The 24,248-nt window shown below is 69.7% G+C and carries 21 protein-coding genes and 1 riboswitch; of the genes, 6 read left to right on the forward strand and 15 right to left on the reverse strand.

Features of this window, described 5'->3' with window-relative positions:
* The 11 genes from DFR39_RS19995 to DFR39_RS18940 form a co-directional block, all read right to left on the reverse strand.
* Positions 1 to 226, reverse strand: a 226-nt coding sequence (locus DFR39_RS19995) for a hypothetical protein (protein WP_211343913.1), incomplete at its 3' end; no start/stop codon positions are given.
* A gap of 272 nt (positions 227 to 498) precedes the next feature.
* Positions 499 to 1,974 carry a hypothetical protein gene (locus tag DFR39_RS19920; protein ID WP_162849589.1) on the reverse strand — a complete coding sequence of 492 codons (1,476 nt, stop codon included), beginning with the start codon at positions 1,972 to 1,974 and terminating at the stop codon, positions 499 to 501.
* 235 nt (positions 1,975 to 2,209) lie between these two features.
* A complete protein-coding gene (gene adhP / locus DFR39_RS18900; RefSeq protein WP_133605402.1) occupies positions 2,210 to 3,232 on the reverse strand; it encodes an alcohol dehydrogenase AdhP in 1,023 nt (340 codons plus the stop codon).
* A gap of 104 nt (positions 3,233 to 3,336) precedes the next feature.
* Positions 3,337 to 4,245: a hydroxymethylglutaryl-CoA lyase gene (locus tag DFR39_RS18905; RefSeq protein ID WP_211343914.1), complete on the reverse strand. Its 909-nt coding sequence runs from the start codon at positions 4,243 to 4,245 to the stop codon at positions 3,337 to 3,339.
* A gap of 167 nt (positions 4,246 to 4,412) precedes the next feature.
* Entirely contained in the window at positions 4,413 to 6,410 is a 1,998-nt protein-coding gene (locus DFR39_RS18910) for an acetyl/propionyl/methylcrotonyl-CoA carboxylase subunit alpha (RefSeq protein ID WP_133605404.1), read from the reverse strand.
* 26 nt (positions 6,411 to 6,436) lie between these two features.
* Entirely contained in the window at positions 6,437 to 7,489 is a 1,053-nt protein-coding gene (gene bioB, locus DFR39_RS18915; protein WP_133605405.1) for a biotin synthase BioB, read from the reverse strand.
* Positions 7,490 to 7,491: 2 nt separating this feature from the next.
* Positions 7,492 to 8,184, reverse strand: coding sequence for a dethiobiotin synthase (gene bioD / locus DFR39_RS18920; RefSeq protein WP_133605406.1), 693 nt, complete (start codon positions 8,182 to 8,184; stop codon positions 7,492 to 7,494).
* Positions 8,181 to 9,410: an 8-amino-7-oxononanoate synthase gene (gene bioF / locus DFR39_RS18925; RefSeq protein WP_133605407.1), complete on the reverse strand. Its 1,230-nt coding sequence runs from the start codon at positions 9,408 to 9,410 to the stop codon at positions 8,181 to 8,183. The genes bioD and bioF overlap by 4 nt, the downstream gene beginning before the upstream one ends.
* Entirely contained in the window at positions 9,400 to 10,710 is a 1,311-nt protein-coding gene (locus tag DFR39_RS18930; RefSeq protein WP_281277277.1) for an adenosylmethionine--8-amino-7-oxononanoate transaminase, read from the reverse strand. Before DFR39_RS18930 ends, bioF begins: the two co-directional genes overlap by 11 nt.
* An 8-nt stretch (positions 10,711 to 10,718) precedes the next feature.
* Positions 10,719 to 11,516 carry an enoyl-CoA hydratase/isomerase family protein gene (locus tag DFR39_RS18935; protein ID WP_133605409.1) on the reverse strand — a complete coding sequence of 266 codons (798 nt, stop codon included), beginning with the start codon at positions 11,514 to 11,516 and terminating at the stop codon, positions 10,719 to 10,721.
* A gap of 59 nt (positions 11,517 to 11,575) precedes the next feature.
* Positions 11,576 to 13,183, reverse strand: coding sequence for a carboxyl transferase domain-containing protein (locus tag DFR39_RS18940; protein WP_133605410.1), 1,608 nt, complete (start codon positions 13,181 to 13,183; stop codon positions 11,576 to 11,578).
* Between the two features lie 164 nt (positions 13,184 to 13,347).
* Here DFR39_RS18940 and DFR39_RS18945 point away from each other — a divergent pair, with 164 nt between their 5' ends.
* Positions 13,348 to 14,085, forward strand: coding sequence for a TetR/AcrR family transcriptional regulator (locus DFR39_RS18945; protein ID WP_133605411.1), 738 nt, complete (start codon positions 13,348 to 13,350; stop codon positions 14,083 to 14,085).
* Positions 14,086 to 14,117: 32 nt separating this feature from the next.
* Here the strand turns inward: DFR39_RS18945 and DFR39_RS18950 are convergent, their stop codons facing one another.
* Positions 14,118 to 14,342 carry a heavy-metal-associated domain-containing protein gene (locus DFR39_RS18950; protein WP_133605412.1) on the reverse strand — a complete coding sequence of 75 codons (225 nt, stop codon included), beginning with the start codon at positions 14,340 to 14,342 and terminating at the stop codon, positions 14,118 to 14,120.
* 142 nt (positions 14,343 to 14,484) lie between these two features.
* On the opposite strand from DFR39_RS18950, the gene DFR39_RS18955 reads away from it, so the two are divergent.
* From DFR39_RS18955 to DFR39_RS18965, 3 genes are all read left to right on the forward strand, one after another.
* The gene (locus DFR39_RS18955; RefSeq protein WP_133605413.1) at positions 14,485 to 16,863 is read left to right on the forward strand and encodes a heavy metal translocating P-type ATPase; all 2,379 of its coding nucleotides are present in this window, start codon (positions 14,485 to 14,487) and stop codon (positions 16,861 to 16,863) included.
* Positions 16,860 to 17,321: a Cu(I)-responsive transcriptional regulator gene (gene cueR, locus DFR39_RS18960; RefSeq protein ID WP_133605414.1), complete on the forward strand. Its 462-nt coding sequence runs from the start codon at positions 16,860 to 16,862 to the stop codon at positions 17,319 to 17,321. The genes DFR39_RS18955 and cueR overlap by 4 nt, the downstream gene beginning before the upstream one ends.
* A gap of 255 nt (positions 17,322 to 17,576) precedes the next feature.
* Positions 17,577 to 18,485, forward strand: coding sequence for a pirin family protein (locus DFR39_RS18965; protein WP_133605415.1), 909 nt, complete (start codon positions 17,577 to 17,579; stop codon positions 18,483 to 18,485).
* Between the two features lie 33 nt (positions 18,486 to 18,518).
* Here DFR39_RS18965 and DFR39_RS18970 read toward each other — a convergent pair whose 3' ends face one another.
* Positions 18,519 to 19,406, reverse strand: coding sequence for a pirin family protein (locus DFR39_RS18970; RefSeq protein WP_133605416.1), 888 nt, complete (start codon positions 19,404 to 19,406; stop codon positions 18,519 to 18,521).
* Between the two features lie 52 nt (positions 19,407 to 19,458).
* The gene (locus DFR39_RS18975; RefSeq protein ID WP_133605417.1) at positions 19,459 to 20,088 is read right to left on the reverse strand and encodes an FMN-dependent NADH-azoreductase; all 630 of its coding nucleotides are present in this window, start codon (positions 20,086 to 20,088) and stop codon (positions 19,459 to 19,461) included.
* Positions 20,089 to 20,223: 135 nt separating this feature from the next.
* Here DFR39_RS18975 and DFR39_RS18980 point away from each other — a divergent pair, with 135 nt between their 5' ends.
* A complete protein-coding gene (locus tag DFR39_RS18980; RefSeq protein ID WP_133605418.1) occupies positions 20,224 to 21,141 on the forward strand; it encodes a LysR family transcriptional regulator in 918 nt (305 codons plus the stop codon).
* Positions 21,142 to 21,169: 28 nt separating this feature from the next.
* Here the strand turns inward: DFR39_RS18980 and DFR39_RS18985 are convergent, their stop codons facing one another.
* Entirely contained in the window at positions 21,170 to 21,955 is a 786-nt protein-coding gene (locus DFR39_RS18985) for a TonB family protein (protein ID WP_133605419.1), read from the reverse strand.
* A 131-nt stretch (positions 21,956 to 22,086) separates the two neighbouring features.
* A riboswitch (TPP riboswitch) is annotated at positions 22,087 to 22,207 on the forward strand.
* A 183-nt stretch (positions 22,208 to 22,390) separates the two neighbouring features.
* Between DFR39_RS18985 and thiC the strand changes: the two genes are divergently transcribed.
* Positions 22,391 to 24,247: a phosphomethylpyrimidine synthase ThiC gene (thiC, locus tag DFR39_RS18990; protein ID WP_133605420.1), complete on the forward strand. Its 1,857-nt coding sequence runs from the start codon at positions 22,391 to 22,393 to the stop codon at positions 24,245 to 24,247.
* Position 24,248 lies beyond the last annotated feature (1 nt).

Consider the following 24,248-nt stretch of genomic DNA (forward strand, 5'->3'; position numbering starts at 1 on the left):
GCGTGGGCGTGGGCGTGGGCGTGGGCGTGGGCGTGGGCGTGGGCGTGGGCGTGGGCGTGGGTGTGGGTGTGGGTGTGGGTGTGGGTGTGGGTGCGGGCGTGGGCGCAGGCGTAGGCGTAGGCGCGGGTTCGGGTGCAGGCGCCCCCACGGGCGTGGTGGCAGGCGTTTCACCACCGCCGCCACCGCCTCCGCAGCCAGCCAGCAAGAGCGCCAAGGTGGCCGCCACACAGCATCCGGCGCGCACGCCTCTGGTTCCACGGATATCTCCGTACCTCTTCATCATTCAGCTTCTCCCTGATGTTTCTGCTTCTCTGCCACGCAGGCGCTCATCGCAAGCGCCCGGCCTTCAAGGCAACGCAAGCGCCACCGAGAGAGCCGACTGCGATTACCGACACTTACAAACGCCAGGAGCTATGGCGAGCTCGCGATGACATGTCTTTGGCAAGACCTGACCCCTGGCGCCAGCACGAGACTGCGGCCGGCGCCTGCGCTGCGGAGCTACTCCCAGCGCCAGTCAGCCGGCAGCCAGCCCTGGCGGAACAGCTCCTGCTGGCGGTGCCAGGCGGGGTCCTGCAGCTTGCAGCGGCCGCCGTCCTCGGGCGCCCAGCTGCAGCCCATGGGCGTCAGCGCGGTCTTCATGCGCTGGATCAGGGCCGCGTCCAGCGGCGCCTCGGGCGCCATCGTGGGCGCGAGCTGCTGCTTCAGATGGATCAGGCGGTTCAGGGCCTGCGGGGCGGACCAGGAGGTGGTGGAGCTGTCCACGGGCCACAGGCCCAGGCCGTAAACCGAGTCGGTTCGCAAGGGCGGTGCGGTATTGAACTCCGGCCTGAACCCCGAGCGCGTCATGCCGGTGCCGACGAAGACGTCGATCCAGCGCCGATCCGCCGCGCTGGGCTCGTCCACCGCTGGTCGCTGTGCGCCGACCACGCCATCGGCCGGCAAGGGCGCCGCCTGCAGCGGGTGGTAGTAGCCGACCCGCAGGCGCTGTGGCAGCTCCATCACATCGAGCGGATGCGTCAGTGGGGACATGGCGCCGCCCGCGGATTGCACACCCAAGACCGTGGGTGATTCGAAGAGCTGGGCGAACAAGGGCCGCAGGGCCAGCATCAGACGGCTCGCCTCCTCGGGCGACAGGCTGCCGCTGCAGTTCAGCGCCGCCCAGCTGATGGCAAGGTCCTCAGCAAACCAGCCGCCCGACAGGTTCACATAGTCCACGCCATGGCGCTGCATCACCAGACCCAGGCTCTGCGCCGCACGCTGGGCGGCCTGCTCCAGGCTCGCCGCATCCTTGGCACAGACACTGGCGCGCTGGGCCTTGAGCAGGGACTGGAAGGGGAAAGGATCCAGCACCACGAAGCCGGCCTGCGGGCTGGCCTCGACCAGCTGGCTCAGCACCATATTGCCGTGCGGAATGCGATCCAGGGCGGCAAAGTCGCGCGCGCCCTTGAGCAGGGGCCGCAGTGGCTCCAGCCAGGCGGCGGGCACATGGCTGGGTCGCATCTGCCCCGCGGCATCGCGGTACTGAAAGCCATCGATCGCGCGCAGCAACTCGGCACCCCAGCGCGGCGTGCTGGCGATCACCGGGTCGTAGGGCTCCACCAAGCCACTGCTTTCGCTCAGGCGGTAGTAGGCCAGCATGCGCGAGCGATAGCGCAGCGTGGCGGCATGCGTGATGCCGCTGTCGATCAGCAGAATGGTCTGGTCGGCACGCAGCCTGGCGGGCAAGGCCTGACCCTCTGAGAAGCGGATGTTCTTGATCGGCTCGCAAGAGCCGGTCTGACTCTGGCTGCAATCGATCGCCGCGATCTTGGCCCGCTGCTCGGCAACAAAAGCATCGACCTGCTGACGCAGCAAGGCCTTGTCGATGCCTGGCGGATCCGCGAGCGGAGGCTGGGGGGTGATGGGCGGCGTGGGCTGGGGCGCTGGGTCGGCGCCACCGCCACCACCGCAGGCCGCCACCAAGAACAGTAGCAAGGCCCCCGCCCCTTTTCGAACAACCAAGCCCTGTTCCCGTACACACATCGCTCCGCCCTCCCCGGCCGCTTGCAGCCGCCGTGAAGGTCAAGCCTGTCCGGTCCCTGCAAATCTGCCGCGATTCGAGCAGATCCCGATGAGGCTGGCATGAAGCCTGCGCGCAGCAGGGTCATGGCCGTGCGATACGCGGAGCCTCACACCCCCATCGGGGTGAGAGGGGCGGTGCGAAGCGGTCTCAGAGCTCCAGCACCACGCGGCCGTCGATGGCGCCGCGCTTCATGGCAGCGAAGATATTGTTGATGTTGTCCAGCTTGTCGGTGCTGTAGTGCGAGCGCACCTTGCCCTCGCCGGCAAACTGCAGGGCCTCCATCAGGTCCAGCCGCGTGCCCACGATGGAACCGCGCACCGTCTTGGCATTGAGCACCACATCGAAGATGGGCAGGTCAAAGCTGCCCGGCGGCAGACCCACGAGCGACATGGTGCCGCGCTTGTGCAGCATGCCCAGACCCTGGGCAAAGGCGCTGCGCGAAACCGCCGTGACCAGCACGCCATGGGCGCCGCGCAGATGCTTTTGCACCTCGGCCACCGGGTCCTGGGTGGCGGCATTCAGGCACAGCTCGGCGCCCAGCTCGCGGGCCAGCTTGAGCTTGTCCTCGGCCACGTCCACCGCAATCACATGAAAGCCCATGGCCTTGGCGTACTGCACCGCCATATGGCCCAGACCGCCGATGCCCGAGATGGCCACCCAGTCGCCGGGCTTGCAGTCCAGCACCTTGAGCCCCTTGTAGACCGTGACCCCGGCGCAGAGCACGGGTGCGGCCGGTGCGAAGTCCAGGGCCGCCGGCAGATGGCCCACATAGCCGGGGTCGGCCAGCACATACTCGGCATAGCCGCCGTTGACGGTGTAGCCCGTCATCTGCTGGTGGTCGCACAGGGTTTCCCAACCGCCCATGCAGTGCTCGCAGTGGCCGCAGGCCGTGTGCAACCAGGGCACGCCCACGCGGTCGCCCTCCTTCAGATGCTTGACGCCCGCGCCCACCCGCGCCACATAGCCCGTGCCTTCATGGCCGGGAATGAAGGGCAGGCTGGGCTTGACGGGCCAGTCGCCCTCGGCCGCGTGCAGATCCGTGTGGCACACGCCGCTGGCCATGACCTTGACCAGCACCTGCCCCGGCGGCACCTCGGGCACCGCCAGCTCATCAATCTCCAGGGGCTGGCCAAACGCCCGCACCACCGCCGCCTTCATCAGCTCTGCCATGTCTTGCTCCCAGTGGGTCAGTGAAGTTCACGAACACCGGGACTGTGCAGAGACTTTGTGACGGCCAGCTTGAGCTGAATCAAGCGCGCGCGCCCTGCCCGCGTTCAGCCCGCGCGCTTGGCCAGAATGGCCCGGGCCACGCGCGAGACCGGCGCACGCTCCAGCACGCCGGAGATGAAAGCGCCAGCATCGACCAGGCGGTCCAGATCGATGCCGGTGTCTATGCCCAGGCCGTTGAGCATGAAGACCACGTCCTCGGTGGCCACATTGCCGGTGGCGCCCTTGGCATAGGGGCAGCCGCCCAGGCCGGCCACGCTGGCGTCAAAGGTGTGCACGCCCAGCTCCAGACAGGCGTAGATATTGCTCAGGGCCTGGCCATAGGTGTCATGGAAATGGCCGCTCACCTCCACCAGGGGGTAGTGCTTGAGCGCGCGCTCCATGGCGGCCTGCACCTTGCGCGGCGTGCCCACGCCAATGGTATCGGCCACGCCCATATGGTCCACGCCGATGCTCTTCATCAACTGCACCACGCGTTCCACCTCGTCGGCGCTGACCTCGCCCTGGTAGGGGCAGCCCAGGGCGCAGGACAGGGCGCCGCGCACCTTGATGCCGGCCTCATGCGCCGCGGCCACCACGGGGGCGAAGCGCTCGATGCTCTCGGCAATGGAGCAGTTGATGTTCTTCTGGCTGAAGGCCTCGCTCGCGGCGGCGAACACCACGATCTCGTCCGGTTGGGTCGGCAGCGCCGCCTCGAAGCCTTTCATGTTCGGCGTGAGCACCGAGTAGCGCACGCCGGGGCGGCGCGCGATGGCGGCCATCACGTCCGCGTTGTCGGCCATCTGCGGCACCCACTTGGGGCTGACGAAGCTGGTGACCTCGATCTCCTTGAGGCCGGCCTCCTGCAGCAGGGCCACCAGCTGGGCCTTGTGGGCGGTGGATACCGGCTGCTTCTCGTTCTGCAGGCCGTCGCGCGGGCCCACATCGACCAGGGTGACATGAGTTGGTAGTGCCATGATCATTCCTCTTCTTCGTTCAGGCCACGGGCCGAGCGCCGGGCCGCCCCAAGCCGGCCCGCCAGGTTGGCGCCTGCGGCTCGACGCCGCAAGCGCCATCGTCCCCCCGGGGGACCGCCCAGACAGGCCCGCGTTCAGCGCGGCATGGCTGGGCGAGGGGCCTCATCTCAGGCCTCCATGCGGATCAGTTCGGAACCTTCGGCCACTTGGTCGCCCACGGCGTAGAGCAGCTCGGCCACCACGCCGTCGCGCGGGGCATGGATCTGGTGTTCCATCTTCATCGCCTCCATCACGGCCAGGGCCTGGCCCTTGCTCACCTTGTCGCCCGGCTGGGCCAGGAAGGACACCATCTTGCCCGGCATGGGCGCGGTCAGACGGCCGGCCTCGGAGGAGCCCTCGCCGGCATGGGCAATCACATCCACCTCGGTGACCAGGGCCGAACCCTGGGCGGTGAACACCGCCACCTTCTCACCCAGGCCATAGACCGTGGCCATCACCCGGCGCTGGGCCATGCCCTCGCCCAGCAGCAGCTCATGGCGCTCCAAGCCCTGGCTGTTCACGGCAAAGGGCAAGACCTGACCCGCCACGCTCAGGCTCATGCCGCCGCGGTGGTGGCGGGAAAGCAGCACCTGATGGTGGTTGCCCGCAATGTCCAGCTCGAAGCGGCGGGTGGCGGCGCCAAAGAGGCGCCAGCCATCGCGCTGGCTCCAGGGGTCGCCCGCGCGCTGGGCGGCCGCCTCGGCCGCCAGGGTGTGGGCCACCACGGCCGCGGCCGCGATATCCAGGGGCAGACCGGGCTGCTCGAAGAGGGCGGCGCGCTCGCGCTCGATCAGGGCCGTGTCCAGATCAGCCCCGGCGAACGAGGCCGTGGCCGCGCAGCGGCGCAGAAAGGCCACATTGGTCTGCAGGCCCACGATATGCGTGTCGCGCAGGGCGGCATCCAGGCGGGCCAGGGCCTGCTCGCGGGTCTCGCCCCAGACGATGAGCTTGGCCACCATGGAGTCGTAGAAGGGGCTGATGGCATCGCCCTCGCCCACGCCTGAGTCGATGCGCACATCGCCGCGCTCGAAGCTGACATGCGCCGGCCAGCGCGCCACACTCAGCGTGCCGGTGGCGGGCAGGAAGCCGGCCTCCGGGTTCTCGGCGCAGATGCGCGCCTCGATGGCATGGCCGTGCATGCGCAGCTGCTCCTGCTTGAGCGGCAGGGGCTGACCGGCGGCCACGCGCAGCTGCCACTCCACCAGGTCCTGGCCGGTGATGGCCTCGGTCACCGGATGCTCCACCTGCAGGCGGGTGTTCATCTCCATGAAGTAGAAGCGACCGTCCTGCTCGGCGATGAACTCCACCGTGCCCGCGCCCTGGTAGCCCACGGCCTTGGCGGCGGCCACGGCGGCCTCGCCCATCTCGCGGCGGCGCTCGGGCGTCATGCCCGGGGCCGGCGCCTCTTCCAGCACCTTCTGGTGGCGGCGCTGCACCGAGCAGTCGCGCTCGAAGAGGTAGACGCAGTCGCCCTGGCTGTCGCCAAAGACCTGGATCTCGATATGGCGCGGGCGCTGCACATAGCGCTCGATCAGCACCGCGTCGTCGCCGAAGCTGTTGATGGCCTCGCGCTGGCAGGAGGCCAGCGCGGCCTCGAACTCCTCGGCCGCGAACACCGCCCGCATGCCCTTGCCACCGCCACCGGCGCTGGCCTTGATCAGCACCGGATAGCCGATGCGCTCGGCCTCGCGCTTGAGCAGGGCCGGGTCCTGGTCGGCGCCGTGATAGCCCGGCACCAGAGGAACGCCGGCCGCTTCCATCAGGCGCTTGGACTCGGCCTTCAGGCCCATGGCCTTGATGGCCGAGGGCGGCGGGCCGATGAAGACCAGCCCCGCCTCGGCGCAGGCCTGGGCAAAGTCCTCGTTCTCCGACAGAAAGCCATAGCCCGGGTGCACGGCCTGGGCGCCGGTGGCGCGGGCGGCCGCCAGGATGCGCTGCCACTGCAGGTAAGAGTCCTTGGGCGCCGGGCCGCCGATCAGCACCGCCTCGTCGCAGGCCTGCACATGCTTGGCCCGGGCATCCGCCTCGGAATACACCGCCACGGTCTGAATGCCCATGCGCCGCGCGGTAGCGGCCACGCGGCAGGCGATCTCGCCTCGATTGGCAATGAGGATCTTCTTGAACATGGCAATGTCTCCGTGCTTTGAATCGTTCAGTGGCAGTGGCCGCCGCAGGCCTCGCCGGCCTCCGCGGCGCTCAGCTCGGCCTCGCTGGCGCAGTGCATGCCCAGGCGCTGGATCAGCTGGCGGTCCTTCTCGGCCTGGGGGTTGCTGGTGGTGAGCAGCTTGTCGCCGTAGAACATGCTGTTGGCGCCGGCCAGAAAGCACAGGGCCTGCAGGCTCTCCGGCATTTCCTCGCGGCCGGCCGAGAGCCGCACCATGGCGCGCGGCATGGTGATGCGCGCCACGGCAATAGTGCGCACGAACTCGAAGGGGTCCAGCGCCGCCGTGCCGGCCAGGGGCGTGCCTTCCACCTGCACCAGATTGTTGATGGGCACCGACTCCGGGTAGGGGTTCAGATTGGCCAGCTGCACCACCAGGCCGGCGCGCTGGCGGCGGGTCTCGCCCATGCCCACGATGCCGCCCGAGCAGACCTTGAGCCCCTGGGCGCGCACGCGCTCCAGGGTGTCCAGGCGGTCCTGATAGGTGCGGGTGGTGATGATCTGGCCGTAGAACTCGGGCGCGGTGTCCAGGTTGTGGTTGTAGTAGTCCAGGCCCGCCTCCTTGAGCTGCTCGGCCTGACCCTCGGCCAGCATGCCGGCGGTCAGGCAGGTCTCCAGGCCCAGGGCCTTGACGCCGGAGATCATCTCGCCGATGGCCTCCAGATGCCGCTCCTTGGGCGCGCGCCAGGCCGCACCCATGCAAAAGCGCGTGGCGCCATTGGCCTTGGCGGCGCGGGCGGCTTCCATCACCTCCTCCAGCGGAATCAGCTTCTCGGCCTTGAGGCCGGTGTCGAAATGGGCCGACTGCGGGCAGTACTTGCAGTCTTCCTCGCAGCCGCCGGTCTTGATGGACAGCAGGGTGGAGAGCTGCACCGCATTGGCGTCGAAATGCTCGCGATGCACCTGCTGGGCGCGGAAGAGCAGATCGTTGAAGGGCAGCTCGAACAGGGCCGCCACCTCGTCCACCGTCCAGGGCTTGGCATTGCGGCGCTCGGCGTCGGTGGTGGGCGTCAGGGTCTGGATCTGGTTGACGGTCTGGTTCATCGTCAGGCTTTCAAGGCTTGCTGCAGCAGGGCCTGCTGCAAATGGGCGGCCACGGCCGCCGGGGAGGGAGTGGTGAGCCGGGGCACATGGCCCCAGCAAGGCGCATCCAGACCGGCCTGGAGGGCCTCAAGATTCTCGGCCACATGGGGCTGCTGGGCGTCCACGGTATTGGCCACCCAGGCGGCCAGGCGCAGGCCGCGGGCGCGCAGGGCCTCGGCCGTGAGCAGGGCGTGGTTGATGCAGCCCAGGCGCAGGCCCACGACCAGGACCACGGGCAGGCCCAGGTCCACGGCCAGATCGGCCGTGTCCCAGCCGGGGATCAGAGGAACCCGGAATCCGCCCACCCCTTCCACCAGGGCCAGATCGGCCAGGGCGGCCGTCCCGCGGATAGCGGCCAGCAGGGGCTCGCGTTCGATCTCGCACCCCTCCAGGCGGGCCGCGATATGCGGCGCGCAGGCGGCACGGAACTGCAGGGGGCCGATCTGCCCCGGACTCAGGCCCAGGCTCTGGGCCGCGTGCAGCTGCATCACGTCCTCGTTGAGCCACTCGCCGGCCGCATTCTGGAACTGGCCCGCCGACAGCGGCTTGATGGGCGCCACGCGCCAGCCCTGCTGCTGCAGGGCGTGCGTGAGGCCCGCGGTGATGCAGGTCTTGCCGATCTCGGTGTCGGTGCCGGTGATGAAGAAGCCTTTCATGCGGCGACCTCGCTCAGCGTGGGAATGCAGGCCTCCAGGCCCGCCAGCAGGCGGTCCACATCGGCCTCGGTATGGGTGGCACACAGGGTGATGCGCAGACGGGCCTGGCCCGCCGGCACCGTGGGCGGGCGTATGCCCGGCACGCGCAGGCCTTGGGCTTCCAGGGCGGCGGCCAGCTGCATGACCTCGGCATTGCCACCCACGATGAGCGGCTGCAGCGGGGTGTGCGACTCGGCCAGGCGCCAGCCCAGATGGGCGTGCCGCGCCAGCAGGGCCTGCATGCCCGCGCGCAGCTGCGTCTGCAGGGTCTGCAGCCGGGCGCGGCGCTCGCGGCCGGTCTCGCCGCGGATCAGGGCCAGGCTGTGCAGCAGGGCCTGCTCCACCGCGGGCGGCGAGGCGGTGGAGAAGATGTAGTTGCGCGCCGCCTGCAGCAGGTAGTGGCTCACGGTCTCATGGGCCACCACAAAGGCGCCGGCCAGGCCGGCGGCTTTGCCCAGGGTGCCCACCAGGATCAGGCGCTCGCTGCGCAGACCGAAATGCTCCAGCGTACCCACGCCGCTCTCGCCCAGCACGCCCAGGCCATGGGCATCGTCCACGATCAGCCAGGCATCGAACTCCTGGGCCAGGGCCAGCAGCTCGGGCAGGGGCGCGATATCGCCGTCCATGCTGAACACGGCATCGGTCACGATGAGCTTGATGCGCGCGGTGCTGGCGGCCAGCACCGCGCGCAGGCCCGCCACATCGCAATGGCCGTAGCGGCTGACCCGCGCCTTGGCCAGGCGGGCCCCGTCGATCAGGGAGGCGTGGTTGAGCGCCTCGCTGAAGATCTCGGCCTCGGCATCACCCAGGGCGCCCAGCACCGCCAGATTGGCCATATAGCCGGTGCAAAAACCGATGGCGCGGGCCTGGGGGATATGGGGCGCAAACCAGCGGGCCAGCTCGGCCTCCACCTCGTGATGGGCGCGCGAATGCCCGCTCACCAGGGGCGAGGCACCGGAGCCGCCGCCCCAGCGGCGCGCGCCCTCGGCCAGGGCCTGGGCCAGCTCGGGATGGGCGGCCAGGCCCAGATAGTCATTGCTGCAGAACATCAGCAGCTCGCGCGCCACGCCATCCGCACCCACCACGGTCTGGCGCGGCGCGGTACCGGTCTCGGCAATGCGGGTGAAGCGGCTGAGGTCTTGCGCGCGCAAGGCCTGCAGCTTGCGGTCCAGATGCTCAAGCAGCATGACTCAGCACCTCGTCCAGCGTGGCCCGCACGGCCTTGAACAGGAATTGCGCCGCCCCGGCATCGATCAGATAGGGCGGCATCAGGTAGACGGTGGCGCCTATGGGCCGGATCAGCAGCTCGTGCGCGCGCGCGGCCAGATGGAAGCGCTCGGCGAAGCGCGGACCCGGATCCTTCACATCAAAGGCCAGCACCATGCCGCGCTGACGCAGATGAGCCAGGCGCGCATCCTCGGCCAGCGGCGCGAAGACCTGGGCGAGCAGGGCCGCCTGCGCCCGATTGGCCTGCAGCTGATCCTGCAGCTCAAAGCGGTCCAGCACCGCATTCGCCGCCGCGCAGGCCAGGGCATTGCCGGTGTAGGAGTGCGAGTGCAGAAAGCCGCGCGCCACCTCCTGCTCGTCCCAGAAGGCCTGGAACACGGCATCCGTCGTCAGCACCAGGGACAGCGGCAGGGTGCCACCCGTGATGCCTTTGGAGAGCAGCAGGAAGTCAGGCCACTGCGGCGCATCCGCTTGCTCCCAAGCAAAGAAGGTCCCGGTGCGGCCGCAGCCCACGGCGATCTCGTCGGCGATCAGATGCACCTCGAACTCGCTGCAGAGCTGGCGCAGGCCGCGCAGGTAGTCGGGGCTGTGCATCACCATGCCGGCCGCGCCCTGGATCAGGGGCTCGACGATCAGGGCCGCGATCTGGACGTGGCGCTGTTCCAGCAGGGTGCGCATCGCGGCCAGGGCCTGGGCCTCGTTGCCCAGGCGGCTGTCGGGCGAGTCCACGATATGGGCGCGCATCAGCAGCGGGTCGTAGGCGTCGCGGAACACCGCCACATCGGTGACGGCCAGGGCGCCTATGGTCTCGCCGTGGTAGCCGTTTCGCAGGCAGACAAACTCGCGCTTCTCGCCGCGGCCGCGGTTGCGCCAGCTGTGGAAGCTCTGCTTGAGCGCGATCTCCACGGCGCTGGCCCCGTCGCTGGCGAAGAAGCAGTGGCCCAGGGCGCCACCGGTCCGGGCCGAGAGCCGCTCGGCCAGGCGCACGGCCGGCTCATGGGTGCAGCCGGCCAGCATCACATGTGGCAGGGTGTCGAGCTGCTGCTTGATGGCGCCGTTCAGCCCGGGGTCCGAATGGCCGAAGAGATTGACCCACCAGGATGAGCAGGCATCAAAGTAGCGGCGCCCCTGCTCGTCGTAGAGCCAGGCCCCCTCTCCGCGCACGATGGGCAGCGGTGGCAGCTTCTGCGCGCGTGCCATCTGGGTGCAGGGATGCCACACGGCATCCAGGCTGCGGCTTTGCAGATCGACCTTGCTCAACACCGGATTCATCCCAACCAGGAGGGCTTGCTCTTGTTCAGAAAGCTCTGCACGCCCTCGCGGCCTTCGGCACTGGCGCGGATGTCGGCAATGCGGCGCGCGGTGTCGTCGCGCAGCGCGGGCGTGATGGGGGCGTGCGCCACGTCCTGCACCAGCTTCTTGCAGGCGCGCACGGCGGCCGGACCATTGGCCAGCACGGCGCTCAGCAGCAGCTCCACCTTGTGATCCAGCTGCTCTTCATCCGCCGCCAGCTTGTGCACCAGACCCAGGCGGTGCGCCTCGGCGGCGCCGAAACGCTCGGCGGTCACGAAGTAGCGGCGCGACGCCTGCTCGCCCAGGGCCCGCACCACATAGGGCGCGATGGTGGCCGGCAGCAGGCCCAGCTTGGCCTCGCTGAGGCAAAAGCCCGCCGACTCCAGCGAGACCACCATATCGCAGACCGACACCAGGCCCACGCCGCCGGCATAGACATCGCCCTGCACCCGCGCGATCACGGGCACCGGGCAGCTGTAGATGGTCCACAGCATCTCGGCCAGGCGGCCGGCGTCGGCATGGTTCTCGTCCCAGCTGTAGCCTGCCATGGCCTTCATCCAGTTGAGATCGGCCCCGGCGCAAAAGGCCTTGCCCTCCGCGGCCAGCACGATGGCCCGCAGGGCCGGGTCTTGCCCCAGGGTCTTGAAGGTCTGTGTCAGCTCGGCAATCAGGGCCTCGTTGAAGGCATTGCGCACCTCGGGGCGGTTCAGGGTCACGCGGGCAATGCGGGCGTCGGCCCCCAGGCGTTCGATCTTGAGCGCGGTGTCAGTCATGGCGGAGCGGCAAATGTGGAGCGAGGAGACGGCCCGGGCGCACGCACCCGGGCGCGGTCTTACATGCGGAAGACGCCGAACTTGGTCTCGGGGATCTCGGCATTGAGCGCGGCGGACAGGCCCAGGGCCAGCACGCGGCGGGTGTCGGCGGGGTCGATCACGCCGTCGTCCCAGAGGCGGGCGCTGGCGTAATAGGGGTGTCCCTGGTCCTCGTACTGCTGGCGGATGGGCGCCTTGAAGGCTTCCTCTTCCTCCGCGCTCCAGGCGCCGCCCTTGGCCTCGATGCCGTCGCGCTTGACCGTGGCCAGCACGCTGGCGGCCTGCTCGCCACCCATCACGCTGATGCGCGCGTTGGGCCACATCCACAGGAAGCGCGGCGAGTAGGCGCGACCGCACATGCCGTAGTTTCCAGCGCCGAACGAGCCGCCGATGATGACGGTGAACTTGGGCACCTGGGCGCAGGCCACGGCCGTCACCATCTTGGCGCCGGCGCGGGCAATGCCCTCGTTCTCGTACTTGCGGCCCACCATGAAGCCGGTGATGTTCTGCAGGAAGACCAGGGGGATCTTGCGCTGGCAGCAGAGCTCGATGAAGTGCGCCCCCTTGTTGGCGCTCTCGGCAAACAGGATGCCGTTGTTGGCCACGATGCCCACCGGCATGCCCTCGATATGGGCGAAGCCGCAGACCAGGGTTGCCCCATAGCGGGCCTTGAACTCGTCGAACTCCGAGCCGTCCACGATGCGGGCGATGACCTCGCGCACATCGAAGGGCTTGCGCGTGTCGGTGGGGATCACGCCGTGCAGCTCGGCGGCGTCGAACAGCGGCGCACGCGGCTCGCGCTGCAGCAGCTCACCCTCTTTGCGCCAGTTCAGGCTGGCCACGGACTGGCGGGCCAGGGCCAGGGCGTGGGTGTCGTTCTCGGCCAGATGGTCGGCCACGCCGGAGAGACGGGTGTGCACATCGCCGCCGCCCAGGTCCTCGGCCGTCACCACCTCGCCGGTGGCGGCCTTCACCAGGGGCGGGCCGCCCAGGAAGATGGTGCCCTGGTTCTTGACGATGATGGTCTCGTCACTCATGGCCGGCACATAGGCGCCGCCCGCGGTGCAGGAGCCCATCACCACCGCGATCTGGGGCACGCCCTGGGCGCTGAGATTGGCCTGGTTGTAGAAGATGCGGCCGAAGTGGTCGCGGTCCGGGAAGACCTCGTCCTGGTTGGGCAGATTGGCGCCGCCGCTGTCCACCAAATAGATGCAGGGCAGGCGGTTCTGCTGCGCGACTTCCTGCGCGCGCAGATGCTTCTTCACCGTGATGGGGTAGTAGGTGCCGCCCTTGACCGTGGCGTCATTGCAGACGATCACGCATTCCACGCCGGCCACCCGGCCGATGCCGGCGATCACCCCGCCGCCCGGCGCCGCGTTGTCATACATATTCAGGCCGGCCAGGGGCGCGATCTCCAGGAACGGCGTGCCCGGGTCCAGCAGCATCTCCACACGCTCGCGCGGCAGCAGCTTGCCGCGGGCCACATGCTTGGCGCGCGCCGCCTCGCCGCCGCCCTCGGCGATCTTGGCAAGCTTGGCGTTCAGATCGTCGATGACCGCCCGCATCGCGTCGGCATTGGCCTTGAAATCGGCCGAGCGGGCATTGAGCTTGGTGGCGAGAACAGCCATCGTCTTGTCTCCTGGATCAGCCAGCCTGAGACTGGCTCAATTTGCTTCGCACGCATCCCGATCCAAGCAGGGCCAGGATGCCAGAGCCGTGCAGCATAAATCAGACGGCGACAGGCATCAAACAATTCTTGAGCTTTCCTCAAAATTTATCCAGAATCCGCCCCATGCCCCGCACACCCCGCTCCGCCCCCACCTCGGCCTCCGTGCTGCCGGCCCAGCGCCGCGCGCCGGTGAGCGCCAAGTCCGAGCAGCGGGTGCGCGACATCCTGCGCGTGGGCCGCGAGGTCTTTGCCGCCCTGGGTTACGAGCGCGCCACCACCACCGAGATCGCCCAGCGCCTGGGCATTTCCGAGGCCACGGTCTTCACCTATTTCCGCGGCAAGCGCGAGCTCTGCATGCGGGTGATCGGCGACTGGTATGACGAGATCATCGGCGCCATCGAAGACGGCCTGCCGCGCGAGCGTCCCATCCGCGAGCAGCTGGAATTCATCGTCCACACCCATCTGCGCCTCTTTCTGATCCAGGGCACGGGCCTGTGCGCCCTGGTGCTCAGCGAGGGCCGCAGCAAGGGCCAGCAGGAGCTGGGCGAGGGCTTTGTGGAGCTGCAGCGGCGCTACACCCAGCCCCTGATGGACCTGCTGGCCCGCGGCCAGGCCAGCGGCGAGCTGCGCCGCGACATCCCGCTGCGCCTGCTGCGCTCCCTGGTCTTCGGCCCCATGGAGCACATGCTCTGGGAGGTGGTGATCACCGGCCGCCAGATCGAGGTGGAGCAAAGCGCCCGCGACCTGGTGGCCCTGCTCTGGCCCGCCCTGCAATGCCCCGACCAGGAACTGCTGAAGCTGCGCCGCACCCAGGAGGCCATGCTGCATCTGCTGCAGGGCAGCCTGGGCAGCCCGGACTGAGGTCGGCGCCGCCAGCAAATTGAGACTCAGCTTCAGGCCGCGGCCGGCGCCTCCGGATAGCCGGCTTCGGCCAGGGCTGCGGCCAGCTGCTCGCGGCCGAGGCTGGAGGCCTGCACCTCCAGGCGGCGCGCCGGGCGGTCAAAGCTCAGCAGGGCGCCGGGGTCGATCTCGCTCACGGCGCTGGTGATGGCGGCCACACAGTGGCCGCAGCTCATATCGGGCAGATGGAACTGGTAATTCGCGGGGCTGCTGCTCATCTCATGTCTCCAGAGCTGTGGTGGAACAATGGGGGCAGCTTAATCCTTGCCATGATGGCAAGGTCAAGCCCCCGCGCAACGCTCTCCAAGGTGCGCAAAAGGGGCTTGAGCTTGACACCATGGCAAGGTCCAGACTGAGCGCATGAACACCGTACCCTCACCCCTGCAGCTCCCCATCTCCGGCATGACCTGCGCCTCCTGCGTCAAGCGGGTGGAGAAGGCCTTGCGCCAGGTTCCCGGCGTCGACGAGGCCACGGTCAACCTGGCCACCGAGACCGCCACCGTGCAGGCCCAAGGCCAGGCGCCGTTGAAGGCGCTTCGCGCCGCGGTCGAGAAGGCCGGCTTCAGTCTGCGCGAGAAGTCGCTGAGCCTGCAGATCGTCGGCATGACCTGCGCCTCCTGCGTCAGTCGGGTCGAACGCGCCTTGCTGAAGGTCCCGGGCGTGCTGGACGCCGGTGTCAACCTCGCCAGCGAGACCGCCACGCTGCGACTGCTGGACGGCGTGGACCTGCAGACCCTGATCGCCGCCGTCGCCAAGGCCGGCTACGAAGCCCGGCTGAGCGCCGACAGCGACGCCCCCGCGCCCACGCCCTGGCAGCACACCGGCTGGCCGGTGCTGATGGCCACGCTGCTGTCGGCGCCGCTGGTCTTGCCCATGCTGGGTCTGCTGGTGGGCATCGAATGGATGCTGCCGGGCTGGTGGCAGCTGGCACTGAGTGCGCCGGTGCAGTTCTGGCTGGGCGCGCGCTTCTACAAGGCCGGCTGGGCCGCGCTGCGCAGCGGCAGCGGCAATATGGACCTGCTGGTGGCCCTGGGCACCAGCGCCGCCTTCGGGCTGAGCGTCTACCAGCTGCTGCGCCATGGCGAGCACGCCGGGCATGCGCTGTACTTTGAGTCGGCCAGCGTGGTGATCACCCTGGTGCTGCTGGGCAAGTGGCTGGAAGCCCGCGCCAAGCGACAGACCACCGAGGCGATCCGCGCGCTCAAGGCCCTGCGGCCTGAGACTGCGCGCGTGCGCCGCGACGGCAAGGAGCTGGAACTGCCGCTCGCGCAGCTGGTCCGCGGCGACGAGGTGATCGTGCGGCCGGGCGAGCGCATCCCGGTGGACGGCGAGGTCCTGGAAGGCGCCAGCCAGGTGGATGAATCGCTGATCACCGGCGAGAGCCTGCCCGTGGCCAAGCATGCGGGGGACAGCGTCGTCGGCGGCGCGGTCAACGGCGAAGGCCTGCTGCGGCTCAAGGCCACGGCGCTGGGCGCGGAATCGACGCTCTCGCGCATCGTGCGTCTGGTCGAGTCGGCCCAGGCCGCCAAGGCGCCGATCCAGCGTCTGGTGGATCAGGTCAGCGCGGTCTTCGTGCCGGTGGTGGTGGGCATCGCCCTGCTCACGCTGCTGGGCTGGGGCTTCTACAACGGCGACTGGGAGCATGCGCTGCTCAACGCGGTGGCGGTGCTGGTGATCGCCTGCCCCTGCGCCCTGGGCCTGGCCACGCCCACCGCCATCATGGCCGGCACCGGCGTGGCCGCGCGCCACGGCCTGCTGATCAAGGATGCCGAGGCCTTGGAGCTGGCCGCCCGGCTCGATGTGGTCGCCTTCGACAAGACCGGCACGCTGACGGTGGGCAAGCCCGAGCTGGTGCTGCTGCAGGCGGCCCCGGGCGAGGATGAGGCGCTGCAGCTGGCGCTGGCCGCTGCGCTGCAGTCGGGCAGCGAGCATCCGCTGGCACGCGCGGTGCAGGCTGCGGCGGCGGCGCGATCCCTGAGCCCACCCGCCGTGCGCGAGCTGCGCGCCGTGGCTGGCCGCGGCGTGGCCGCACAGCTGGACGGTACCGAGCTGCGCCTGGGCAGCAGCCGCTTCATGGCCGAGCTGGGCGTGGACCTGAGCGCGCTGCAGCCGCAGGCGCAGGCGCTGCAGAACCAGGGCCGCACCGTGTCCTGGCTGGCCAGCCTGGGCCCCATGCCCCGCGTGCGGGCCCTGCTGGCCTTTGGCGACACGCTCAAGCCCAGCGCCGCCGAGGCCATCCACGCGCTCAGCCGCCTGGGCGTGAAGAGCGTGATGCTCAGCGGCGACAACCGCGGCGCGGCCGAGGCCATAGGCCGTGAGCTGGGCATCGACGAGCTGCGCGCCGAGATCCTGCCCGAGGACAAGGCGCGCATCGTCGGCGAGCTCAAGGCCGGCGGCCGCCGCGTGGCCATGGTCGGAGATGGCATCAACGACGCGCCGGCCCTGGCCGCCGCCGATGTGGGCATGGCCATGTCCACCGGCACCGATGTGGCCATGCATGCGGCCGGCATCACGCTGATGCGCGGCGACCCGGCCCTGGTGGCCCAGGCCATCGCGCTGTCGCGCCGCACGCTCGCCAAGATCCGCCAGAACCTGTTCTGGGCCTTTGCCTACAACGTGGTGGGCATCCCCCTGGCGGCGCTGGGCTATCTCAACCCCGTGATCGCCGGCGCCGCGATGGCCTTCTCCAGCGTCTCGGTGGTCGGCAACGCACTCCTTCTCAAGCGCTGGAAGCCATGAACACTGAGGATGCCAGGCTCACCATTGGCGAGGCGGCCGCACGCTCCGGCGTGTCGGCCAAGATGCTACGGCACTACGAGTCCCTGGGCCTGCTGCCGCGGGTGGCGCGCACCGAGGCCGGCTACAGGCTCTACGGCGAGCGTGAGGTCCACACCCTGCGCTTCATACGCCGGGCACGCGATCTGGGGTTTTCCATCGCCGAGATCACCGAGCTGCTCAAGCTCTGGCAGAACCGCCGACGCGCCAGCAGCGAGGTCAAGCGCATTGCCCGCGCGCACATCGCCGACCTGGACCGTCGCCTGGCCGAGATGCAGGCCATGAAGCAGACGCTGGAGCAGCTGGTGAGCTGCTGCCATGGCGACGAGCGGCCGGACTGCCCCATCCTCGAACAGCTCTCGGGCGAGGCCCCAAAAGAAAACCCGGCCAAGGCCGGCTTGCGCAGCGGAGCCGGAGACTGAGCACGATTGACCGCGCGGCCATCAGCAAGCGGCGAGAGGCTCCGGGTGGCGATGGGCGGCGTTCAGGGGGGCTCCTGGGCAGTGCGGTTTTCGTGTCAGTGATGTCAGTGTGCGCAAGCCCGCAAGCCGCTGCCACGGCCTCGCGACAAACTGCAAGCCAAGCCGTATGCACTGCAAAGTCCACGGCGGAAGCGAAGCCGAGCTGCCGTAGGCTTCGGGCATGATCGCCACACCCCAGCCGCTGAAGGGCCCGCCATGACCATCAAGATTGAGAGACTCAGCGCCCACCGCGGCGAGGTAGGCGGCCTGCCCATTGCCCGGGCCCTGCCCGTGCCGCAGCGCCGCACCATCGGCGCCTGGTGCTTTCTGGACCATGCCGGCCCCGCCCGCAGCGCGCCGGGCCAGGGCATGCGCGTGGCGCCGCATCCCCACACCGGCCTGCAGACCTTCAGCTGGATGATGGAGGGCGAGGTGCTGCATCGCGACAGCCTGGGCACGACGCAACTGCTGCAGCCCGGCCAGGTGAATCTGATGACGGCCGGCAGCGGCATCTGCCACTCCGAGGAAGCGCAGACGCCCGAGATGCACCTGGCCCAGCTCTGGATCGCCCTGCCCAACAGCCGCCGCCATGGCCCTGCAGCCTTCGAGCATCACCCGCTGCTGCCGCGCTTCGAGCGCGGCGGCTTCGCGGCCACCCTGCTAGTGGGCGAGCTGGACGGCCTGCGCTCGCCCTGCACGGTCTACTCGCCCCTGCTGGGGCTGGACCTGCTGAGCCAGAGCGAGGGCTCAGCCGAGATCAGCCTGGATCTGAACCCGGCCTATGAATATGGCCTGATGGTCACCGAGGGCGAGTGCCTGCTGGCGCCCGAGGGCGGCCCGGCCGAGCCGCTGCAGCCCGGCGGCCTGCTCTATCTGGCACCAGGCGCGGCCCGCGCCACGCTGAGCGCGCGCGGCCGTGCACGCGCCCTGTTGCTGGGCGGCGCCCCGCTGGCGGACGAAGAGAAGCCCCTGCTGTGGTGGAACTTCGTGGGCCGCAGCTCGGAGGAGATCCATCAGTACGCGGCCGACTGGAATGCCGGCGCCGGCGACTTCGGCACCGTGCAGGGCTTCGACGGTGAGCGTCTGCTGGCGCCCCCCGTGCCGCAGCTGCGCGCGCCGCGCTGAGCGCTCAGCCGGGGTAGGCCAGCCGCCCCGCCGTCAGCCCGCAAAGCGCCCCGCCTGAAAATCGCGCACCGCCTGCACCAGCTCGGCCTCGTTGTTCATCACGAAGGGGCCGTACTGGGCGATGGGCTCGCCCAGGGGCTGGCCGGCGATCAGGATCACGCGGGTGGGCTCGTCACCCGCCTGCAGCCGCACGCCGTCGCTGCCCACCTGGTTGGCGAAGATGGCCATGCGCTGCTGGGGCACGGTGCAGCCGCTCTCGAAGCGCAGGGCGCCGCGGTACACATAGACAAAGGCGTTGTGCGCCTCCGGCAGCGCCTGCTCGAAACGGGCGCCCGCCGGCAGATGGATGTCCAGGTACAGCGGCTCGGTATGCTCGCGCTGCACCGCGCCGACCACGCCATGGCTCTGCCCTGCGATCACGCGCACGTTCACGCCCGCCTCGGTGCGGAACTCGGGAATCTCCTGGCTCTGGATATCGCGGTACCAGGGCTCGCGCATCTTGTCGCGCGCCGGCAGATTGAGCCAGAGCTGGAAGCCTTCCATGCGGCCCTCTTCCTGCTCGGGCAGCTCGCTGTGGATCACGCCGCGGCCGGCGGTCATCCACTGCACGCCGCCATTGCCCAGCAGACCCTCGTGGCCGGCCGAATCACGGTGGCGCATGCGGCCTTCCAGCATATAGGTCACGGTCTCGAAGCCGCGGTGCGGATGGTCGGGGAAGCCGGCGATGTAGTCGTCGGCCTGGTCCGAACCAAAGGCGTCCAGCATCAGGAAGGGGTCCAGGCGGCGCTGCAGATTCTGGGTCAGCACCCGGGTCAGCTTGACCCCGGCGCCATCGCGGGTCGCCTGGCCGGCGACCAGGCGTTCCACCGCCCGGGGCTGGCTCAGGGCGCGAGCCGGGCTGTTCAGGGTGTTCGTGCTCATGGTCGTGATTCCTGTTTTGTCTCGGGGGGCGATGCCCCCAGGTCCTGATGGATTACACCGCGGCGACGGTCTTGCCGGTCAGCGCCGCGATCTGCTGGCGGGCCGAGGCCATGCCGGCCTCCACGGCTTCCGGGCCCATGCCCATGCCTTCGGCATAGATGAACTCCACATCGCTCATGCCCATGAAGCCCAGCACGGTGCGCAGATAGGGCGTGATGCCGTCGGTGGGCTGGCCACGGTGCATGCCGCCGCTGGCGACCACCACATAGACCTTCTTGCCCTTGACCAGACCTTCGGGACCGGTCGCGGTGTAGCGGAAGGTGACGCCGGCACGGGCCACGGCATCGATCCAGTTCTTGAGCTGGGTGGGCACGCCGAAGTTGATCATGGGCACCGCCATCACGATCACGTCCTGGGCCATCAGCTCGGCCACCAGGGCGTCAGCCGCGGCCACGCGGGCGGCCTGCTCGGGCGAGCGCTGCTCGGCCGGGGTGAAGAGCGCGCCCAGGGCGGCTTCGTCCAGGGGCGCCACCGGGTCCAGGCCCAGATCGCGCACCGTCAGGGCGGCGCCGGCCTGGCGCTCGCGCAGGGCGGCGACCAACTCCTGGGCCAGACGGGTGGACACGGAACCCTGACCGTCCTGGACACGGCGGGCGCTGGAATTCAGTTGCAGGATGTTCATGCGGGATCTCCGGTGGGGGTGTTGCGGTCATCGGCGCTCGATCACCATGAGCCACACTGTATTGACGATCAATCCGGCATAGAAGACGCTCAAATGGATAAGATTGTTCCAACAACAGAACAATCAAAGCCCGCCATGAGCCTGGACGCCGACGATCTGCTGCTCTTTGCCCGCGTGATGGAGGCCGGCAGCTTCAGCCGTGCCGCCGAGCGCCTGCAGCTGCCCAAATCCACGCTCTCGCGCCGGCTCTCGGCCCTGGAGTCGCGCCTGGGCGAGAAGCTGCTGCTGCGCAGCACCCGGCGCCTGAGCCTGACCGAGTTCGGCGAGGGCGTGCTGGAGCATGCACGCGCCGTGGCGGGCGAGGTGGACAGCGCCCTGGCCCTGGCCCTGCACCGCCAGCAGCGCCCCAGGGGGCGGCTGCGCGTGTCCATGCCGCACGATATGGCCACCACGGCCCTGCAGGGCGTGATCAGCCAGTTCGCCCTGGACTATCCGGAGGTGCAGCTGGAGATCGACCTCTCGCCGCGCCGGGTGGACCTGATCGCCGAGGGCTTCGACCTGGCCCTGCGCATGGGCGAGCTGCCCGAGGACAGCCAGCTGGCCGCGCGCCGCCTGGCCCTCTTCACCAGCGGGCTCTACGCCGCCCCGGCCTATCTGGCCCGCGAGGGCGAGCCCCAGCTGCCCCAGGGCCTGAGCAGCATGCATGGGCTGATGATCCTCTCGCGCAACGGCGACGCCCTGCCCTGGCAGCTCTGGCGCGGCGAAGGCGAGGCGCGCGAAACCTGGAGCGGCGCGCCCGAGAAGCGCAGCCTGGTGAATTCGCCCGATCTGCTGCTGCAGCTGGCCCGCGCCGGCGTGGGCATCACCGCGGTGGCCGATCATTTCGCCCGCCAGCTGGTGGCGGGCGGCGAGCTGCAGCGCGTGCTGCCCGACTGGTGCCTCAGCCCGGTGGCCTGCTGGGCCGTCTTCCCCGAGCGCCGCCTGATGCCGCTGCGCAGCCGGCTCTTCATCGAGGCCATGGCGGCCCAGCTGGCCGCCTGCCCGGGGCAGTAGCGCGCCCCGGGGGTGTCAAGCCCGGGCGTTACTCGGCCCGGAAGCCCACCTCGACCACGGCCACGCGCGTCTCGGGAATCGGCGCAAAGCGCCAGCGGCCCACGGCCTCCAGCACGGCAGGGACCAGGCGCTTGTTGCTGGCGTTGACGGCTTCCGCCGCCCGCACCGAGCCATCGGGCTGCACGGTGAATCGCACCGTGACCGAACCCCCGGCGCGCTCCCGGAGCAGACGCACCGGAAAATCGGGCTCCACCCGCTCCAGCAGCCGCAGCGGCACCTCTTCCGCAGGCGGCTCCGGCGCACGCGCGGCCTGGGCCGCGGGTGGCGGCAGCACCGGCTGGGCACTGGGGCTGGCGGCGGCCACCAGCTGCGGCGGCGCCTGGGGGGCCACCGTGGGCGCCGCAGTGGCCAGGGCATCCGACGGCGCCGAGGCCTCCGGCGCCGGACGACCTGCCGGCGCCGCAGCACCCGCCGCCGCACGCACCGCGGCAGCGCGCTGGGCCGCCTCACGGGCTGCCGCCACATCCCGGGCCGACTCCCTGGCGGCCGGCTCCCGAGCCGCGGCGGGCGGGGCCTCGCGCGCGGGTGTGGGCCGCACCGGTCGGTCGGCCTTGTCCGCGTGGAAGCGAATCCACTGCATCACCTTGTCCGCATCGCGCTTGGCGCGCTCGGCATCGCTGAGCTTGGCCTTGCCGGCCAGATCACCCAGCTCCTGTGCCCCGGCCCCCGGGGCCAGCATGCCCAGTGCCAGGCTTATGGCCAGGACCAGGCTGTGTCGCGGCTTCAGACCGCGACGGCAACGTTCGGATTCCATCCCATCCCTCCCAGGTTGCGACGACGATGACGCCGCGCAGTGTGGGCAACAGTCCAGGGCGCGACAAGCGGGTTTGCGCGCACAAGCTGTCAGAGATTTCACGCAAGCGTCGGCCTCTCGCCCTATACTGCGTGCCTGCTCCGGGGAGCCCTGATGCGTCTTTCAGACGTCGGGCTGAGATGTGGTGGAAGCCACGGACCCGCCGAACTTGATCCGGTTTGTACCGGCGTAAGAAGAGCCTGCTCCCACGCCCTGGGTGCGGGCCCTGGATGCTCCAGGGCCGAGTGCGCGACAGCCCTTGCCGGGCCCGCCGCGCCTCCCCTGCCAAGCTCCCGGGCTCCCTCACACCCCGCGCCGCCCGAGCACCCTCGCGCGCCCGCCTGCCCGGCTCATGCCTCGACCTCCGGAGTCCTACTTTCCGGAGACCGTCAAGCCATGAACGACCGCATCCCCCAAGAAGCCCAGCTGGCCCAGAGCATCGCGCTCAGCCGCGAGCCCCTGCCCGCCTCCCGCAAGACCCATGTGGCCGGCAGCCTGCACCCCGAGCTGCGCGTGCCCATGCGCGCCATCTCGCTGACCAATGGCGAGACGGTCACGGTCTACGACGCCTCGGGCCCCTACACCGACCCCGCCGCCCAGATCGATGTGCGACGCGGCCTGCCCGCACCGCGCGCCGCCTGGGTGGAGGCCCGGCAGGACACCGAGGCCTACGAGGGCCGCCGCATCCAGCTCATCGACGACGGCCTGCGCGACCAGGAGCAGCAGCTCAAGCTGCGCGAGCTCAGCGCCGGCCTGCAGCGCACACCGCGCCGCGCCAAGGCAGGCCATAACGTCACCCAGCTGCACTACGCGCGTCGCGGCATCATCACGCCCGAGATGGAGTTCGTCGCCATCCGCGAGAACCAGCGCCTGGACTGGATGCGCGAGTACGAGGCCGACGCCGAGCGCGAGGCCCGCCTGCGCGGCAAGCCCATGGGCGCCCACATCCCCGCGCAGATCACGCCCGAGTTCGTTCGCGAGGAGGTGGCGCGCGGCCGCGCCATCATCCCGGCCAATATCAATCACCCCGAGCTGGAACCCATGGCCATAGGCCGCAACTTCCTGGTCAAGGTGAACGCCAATATCGGCAACTCGGCCGTCACCTCCAGCATCGAGGAAGAGGTGGAGAAGATGGTCTGGGCCACGCGCTGGGGCGCGGACACGGTGATGGACCTGAGCACCGGCCGCAATATCCACACCACCCGCGACTGGATCATCCGCAACAGCGCCGTGCCCATCGGCACCGTGCCCATCTACCAGGCGCTCGAAAAGGTCGGCGGCGTGGCCGAGGACCTGACATGGGCCCTGTTCCGCGACACCCTGATCGAGCAGGCCGAGCAGGGCGTGGACTACTTCACCATCCACGCCGGCCTGCGTCTGCCCTTCGTGCCCCTGACGGTCAAGCGCCGCACCGGCATCGTCTCGCGCGGCGGCTCCATCCTGGCCAAGTGGTGCATCGCCCACCACCAGGAGAACTTCCTGTACACGCACTTCGAAGAGATCTGCGAAATCATGAAGGCCTATGACGTGAGCTTCTCCCTGGGCGACGGCCTGCGCCCCGGGTCGCTCGCCGACGCCAATGACGAGGCCCAGTTCGCCGAGCTGCGCACCCTGGGCGAGCTGACCAAGATCGCCTGGAAGCACGATGTGCAGACCATGATCGAAGGCCCCGGCCATGTGCCCATGCACCTGATCCAGGCCAATATGGACGAGCAGCTCAAGCACTGCGACGAGGCGCCCTTCTACACCCTGGGCCCGCTCACCACCGATATCGCGCCGGGCTATGACCACATCACCAGCGGCATCGGCGCGGCCATGATCGGCTGGTCCGGCTGCGCCATGCTCTGCTATGTGACGCCCAAGGAGCATCTGGGCCTGCCCGACCGCGACGATGTGAAGGCCGGCCTGATGGCCTACAAGATCGCGGCCCACGCGGCCGATGTGGCCAAGGGTCATCCGGGCGCCCGTGCCCGCGACGACGCGCTGTCCAAGGCCCGCTTCGAGTTCCGCTGGACCGACCAGTTCAACCTCGGCCTGGACCCCGAGACCGCACGCGAGTTCCACGACGAGACCCTGCCCAAGGACAGCGCCAAGGTCGCCCATTTCTGCTCCATGTGCGGCCCCAAGTTCTGCTCCATGAAGATCACGCAGGAGGTGCGCGACTACGCCGCCGCCCAGCAGGGCATGGCCGACAAGAGCGCCGAGTTCAAGGCCCAGGGCGGCGAGCTCTACATCCCCATCGCCAAGAGCTGAG

This window comes from Roseateles asaccharophilus (assembly GCF_004362405.1).
Lineage (GTDB): Bacteria > Pseudomonadota > Gammaproteobacteria > Burkholderiales > Burkholderiaceae_C > Kinneretia > Kinneretia asaccharophila.

What these genes read in the sequence shown, in the direction of transcription:
- DFR39_RS18970 (WP_133605416.1), bottom strand. Translation starts at nt 19,406, where the DNA reads ATGAGCACGAACACCCTGAACAGCCCGGCTCGCGCCCTGAGCCAGCCC.
- thiC (WP_133605420.1), top strand. Translation starts at nt 22,391, where the DNA reads ATGAACGACCGCATCCCCCAAGAAGCCCAGCTGGCCCAGAGCATCGCG.
- cueR (WP_133605414.1), top strand. Translation starts at nt 16,860, where the DNA reads ATGAACACTGAGGATGCCAGGCTCACCATTGGCGAGGCGGCCGCACGC.
- DFR39_RS18985 (WP_133605419.1), bottom strand. Translation starts at nt 21,955, where the DNA reads ATGGAATCCGAACGTTGCCGTCGCGGTCTGAAGCCGCGACACAGCCTG.
- adhP (WP_133605402.1), bottom strand. Translation starts at nt 3,232, where the DNA reads ATGGCAGAGCTGATGAAGGCGGCGGTGGTGCGGGCGTTTGGCCAGCCC.
- DFR39_RS18980 (WP_133605418.1), top strand. Translation starts at nt 20,224, where the DNA reads ATGAGCCTGGACGCCGACGATCTGCTGCTCTTTGCCCGCGTGATGGAG.
- DFR39_RS18950 (WP_133605412.1), bottom strand. Translation starts at nt 14,342, where the DNA reads ATGAGCAGCAGCCCCGCGAATTACCAGTTCCATCTGCCCGATATGAGC.
- DFR39_RS18940 (WP_133605410.1), bottom strand. Translation starts at nt 13,183, where the DNA reads ATGGCTGTTCTCGCCACCAAGCTCAATGCCCGCTCGGCCGATTTCAAG.
- DFR39_RS18910 (WP_133605404.1), bottom strand. Translation starts at nt 6,410, where the DNA reads ATGTTCAAGAAGATCCTCATTGCCAATCGAGGCGAGATCGCCTGCCGC.
- DFR39_RS18905 (WP_211343914.1), bottom strand. Translation starts at nt 4,245, where the DNA reads ATGGCACTACCAACTCATGTCACCCTGGTCGATGTGGGCCCGCGCGAC.
- DFR39_RS18965 (WP_133605415.1), top strand. Translation starts at nt 17,577, where the DNA reads ATGACCATCAAGATTGAGAGACTCAGCGCCCACCGCGGCGAGGTAGGC.
- bioD (WP_133605406.1), bottom strand. Translation starts at nt 8,184, where the DNA reads ATGAAAGGCTTCTTCATCACCGGCACCGACACCGAGATCGGCAAGACC.
- DFR39_RS18935 (WP_133605409.1), bottom strand. Translation starts at nt 11,516, where the DNA reads ATGACTGACACCGCGCTCAAGATCGAACGCCTGGGGGCCGACGCCCGC.
- DFR39_RS18945 (WP_133605411.1), top strand. Translation starts at nt 13,348, where the DNA reads ATGCCCCGCACACCCCGCTCCGCCCCCACCTCGGCCTCCGTGCTGCCG.
- DFR39_RS18955 (WP_133605413.1), top strand. Translation starts at nt 14,485, where the DNA reads ATGAACACCGTACCCTCACCCCTGCAGCTCCCCATCTCCGGCATGACC.
- bioF (WP_133605407.1), bottom strand. Translation starts at nt 9,410, where the DNA reads ATGCTGCTTGAGCATCTGGACCGCAAGCTGCAGGCCTTGCGCGCGCAA.
- bioB (WP_133605405.1), bottom strand. Translation starts at nt 7,489, where the DNA reads ATGAACCAGACCGTCAACCAGATCCAGACCCTGACGCCCACCACCGAC.
- DFR39_RS18975 (WP_133605417.1), bottom strand. Translation starts at nt 20,088, where the DNA reads ATGAACATCCTGCAACTGAATTCCAGCGCCCGCCGTGTCCAGGACGGT.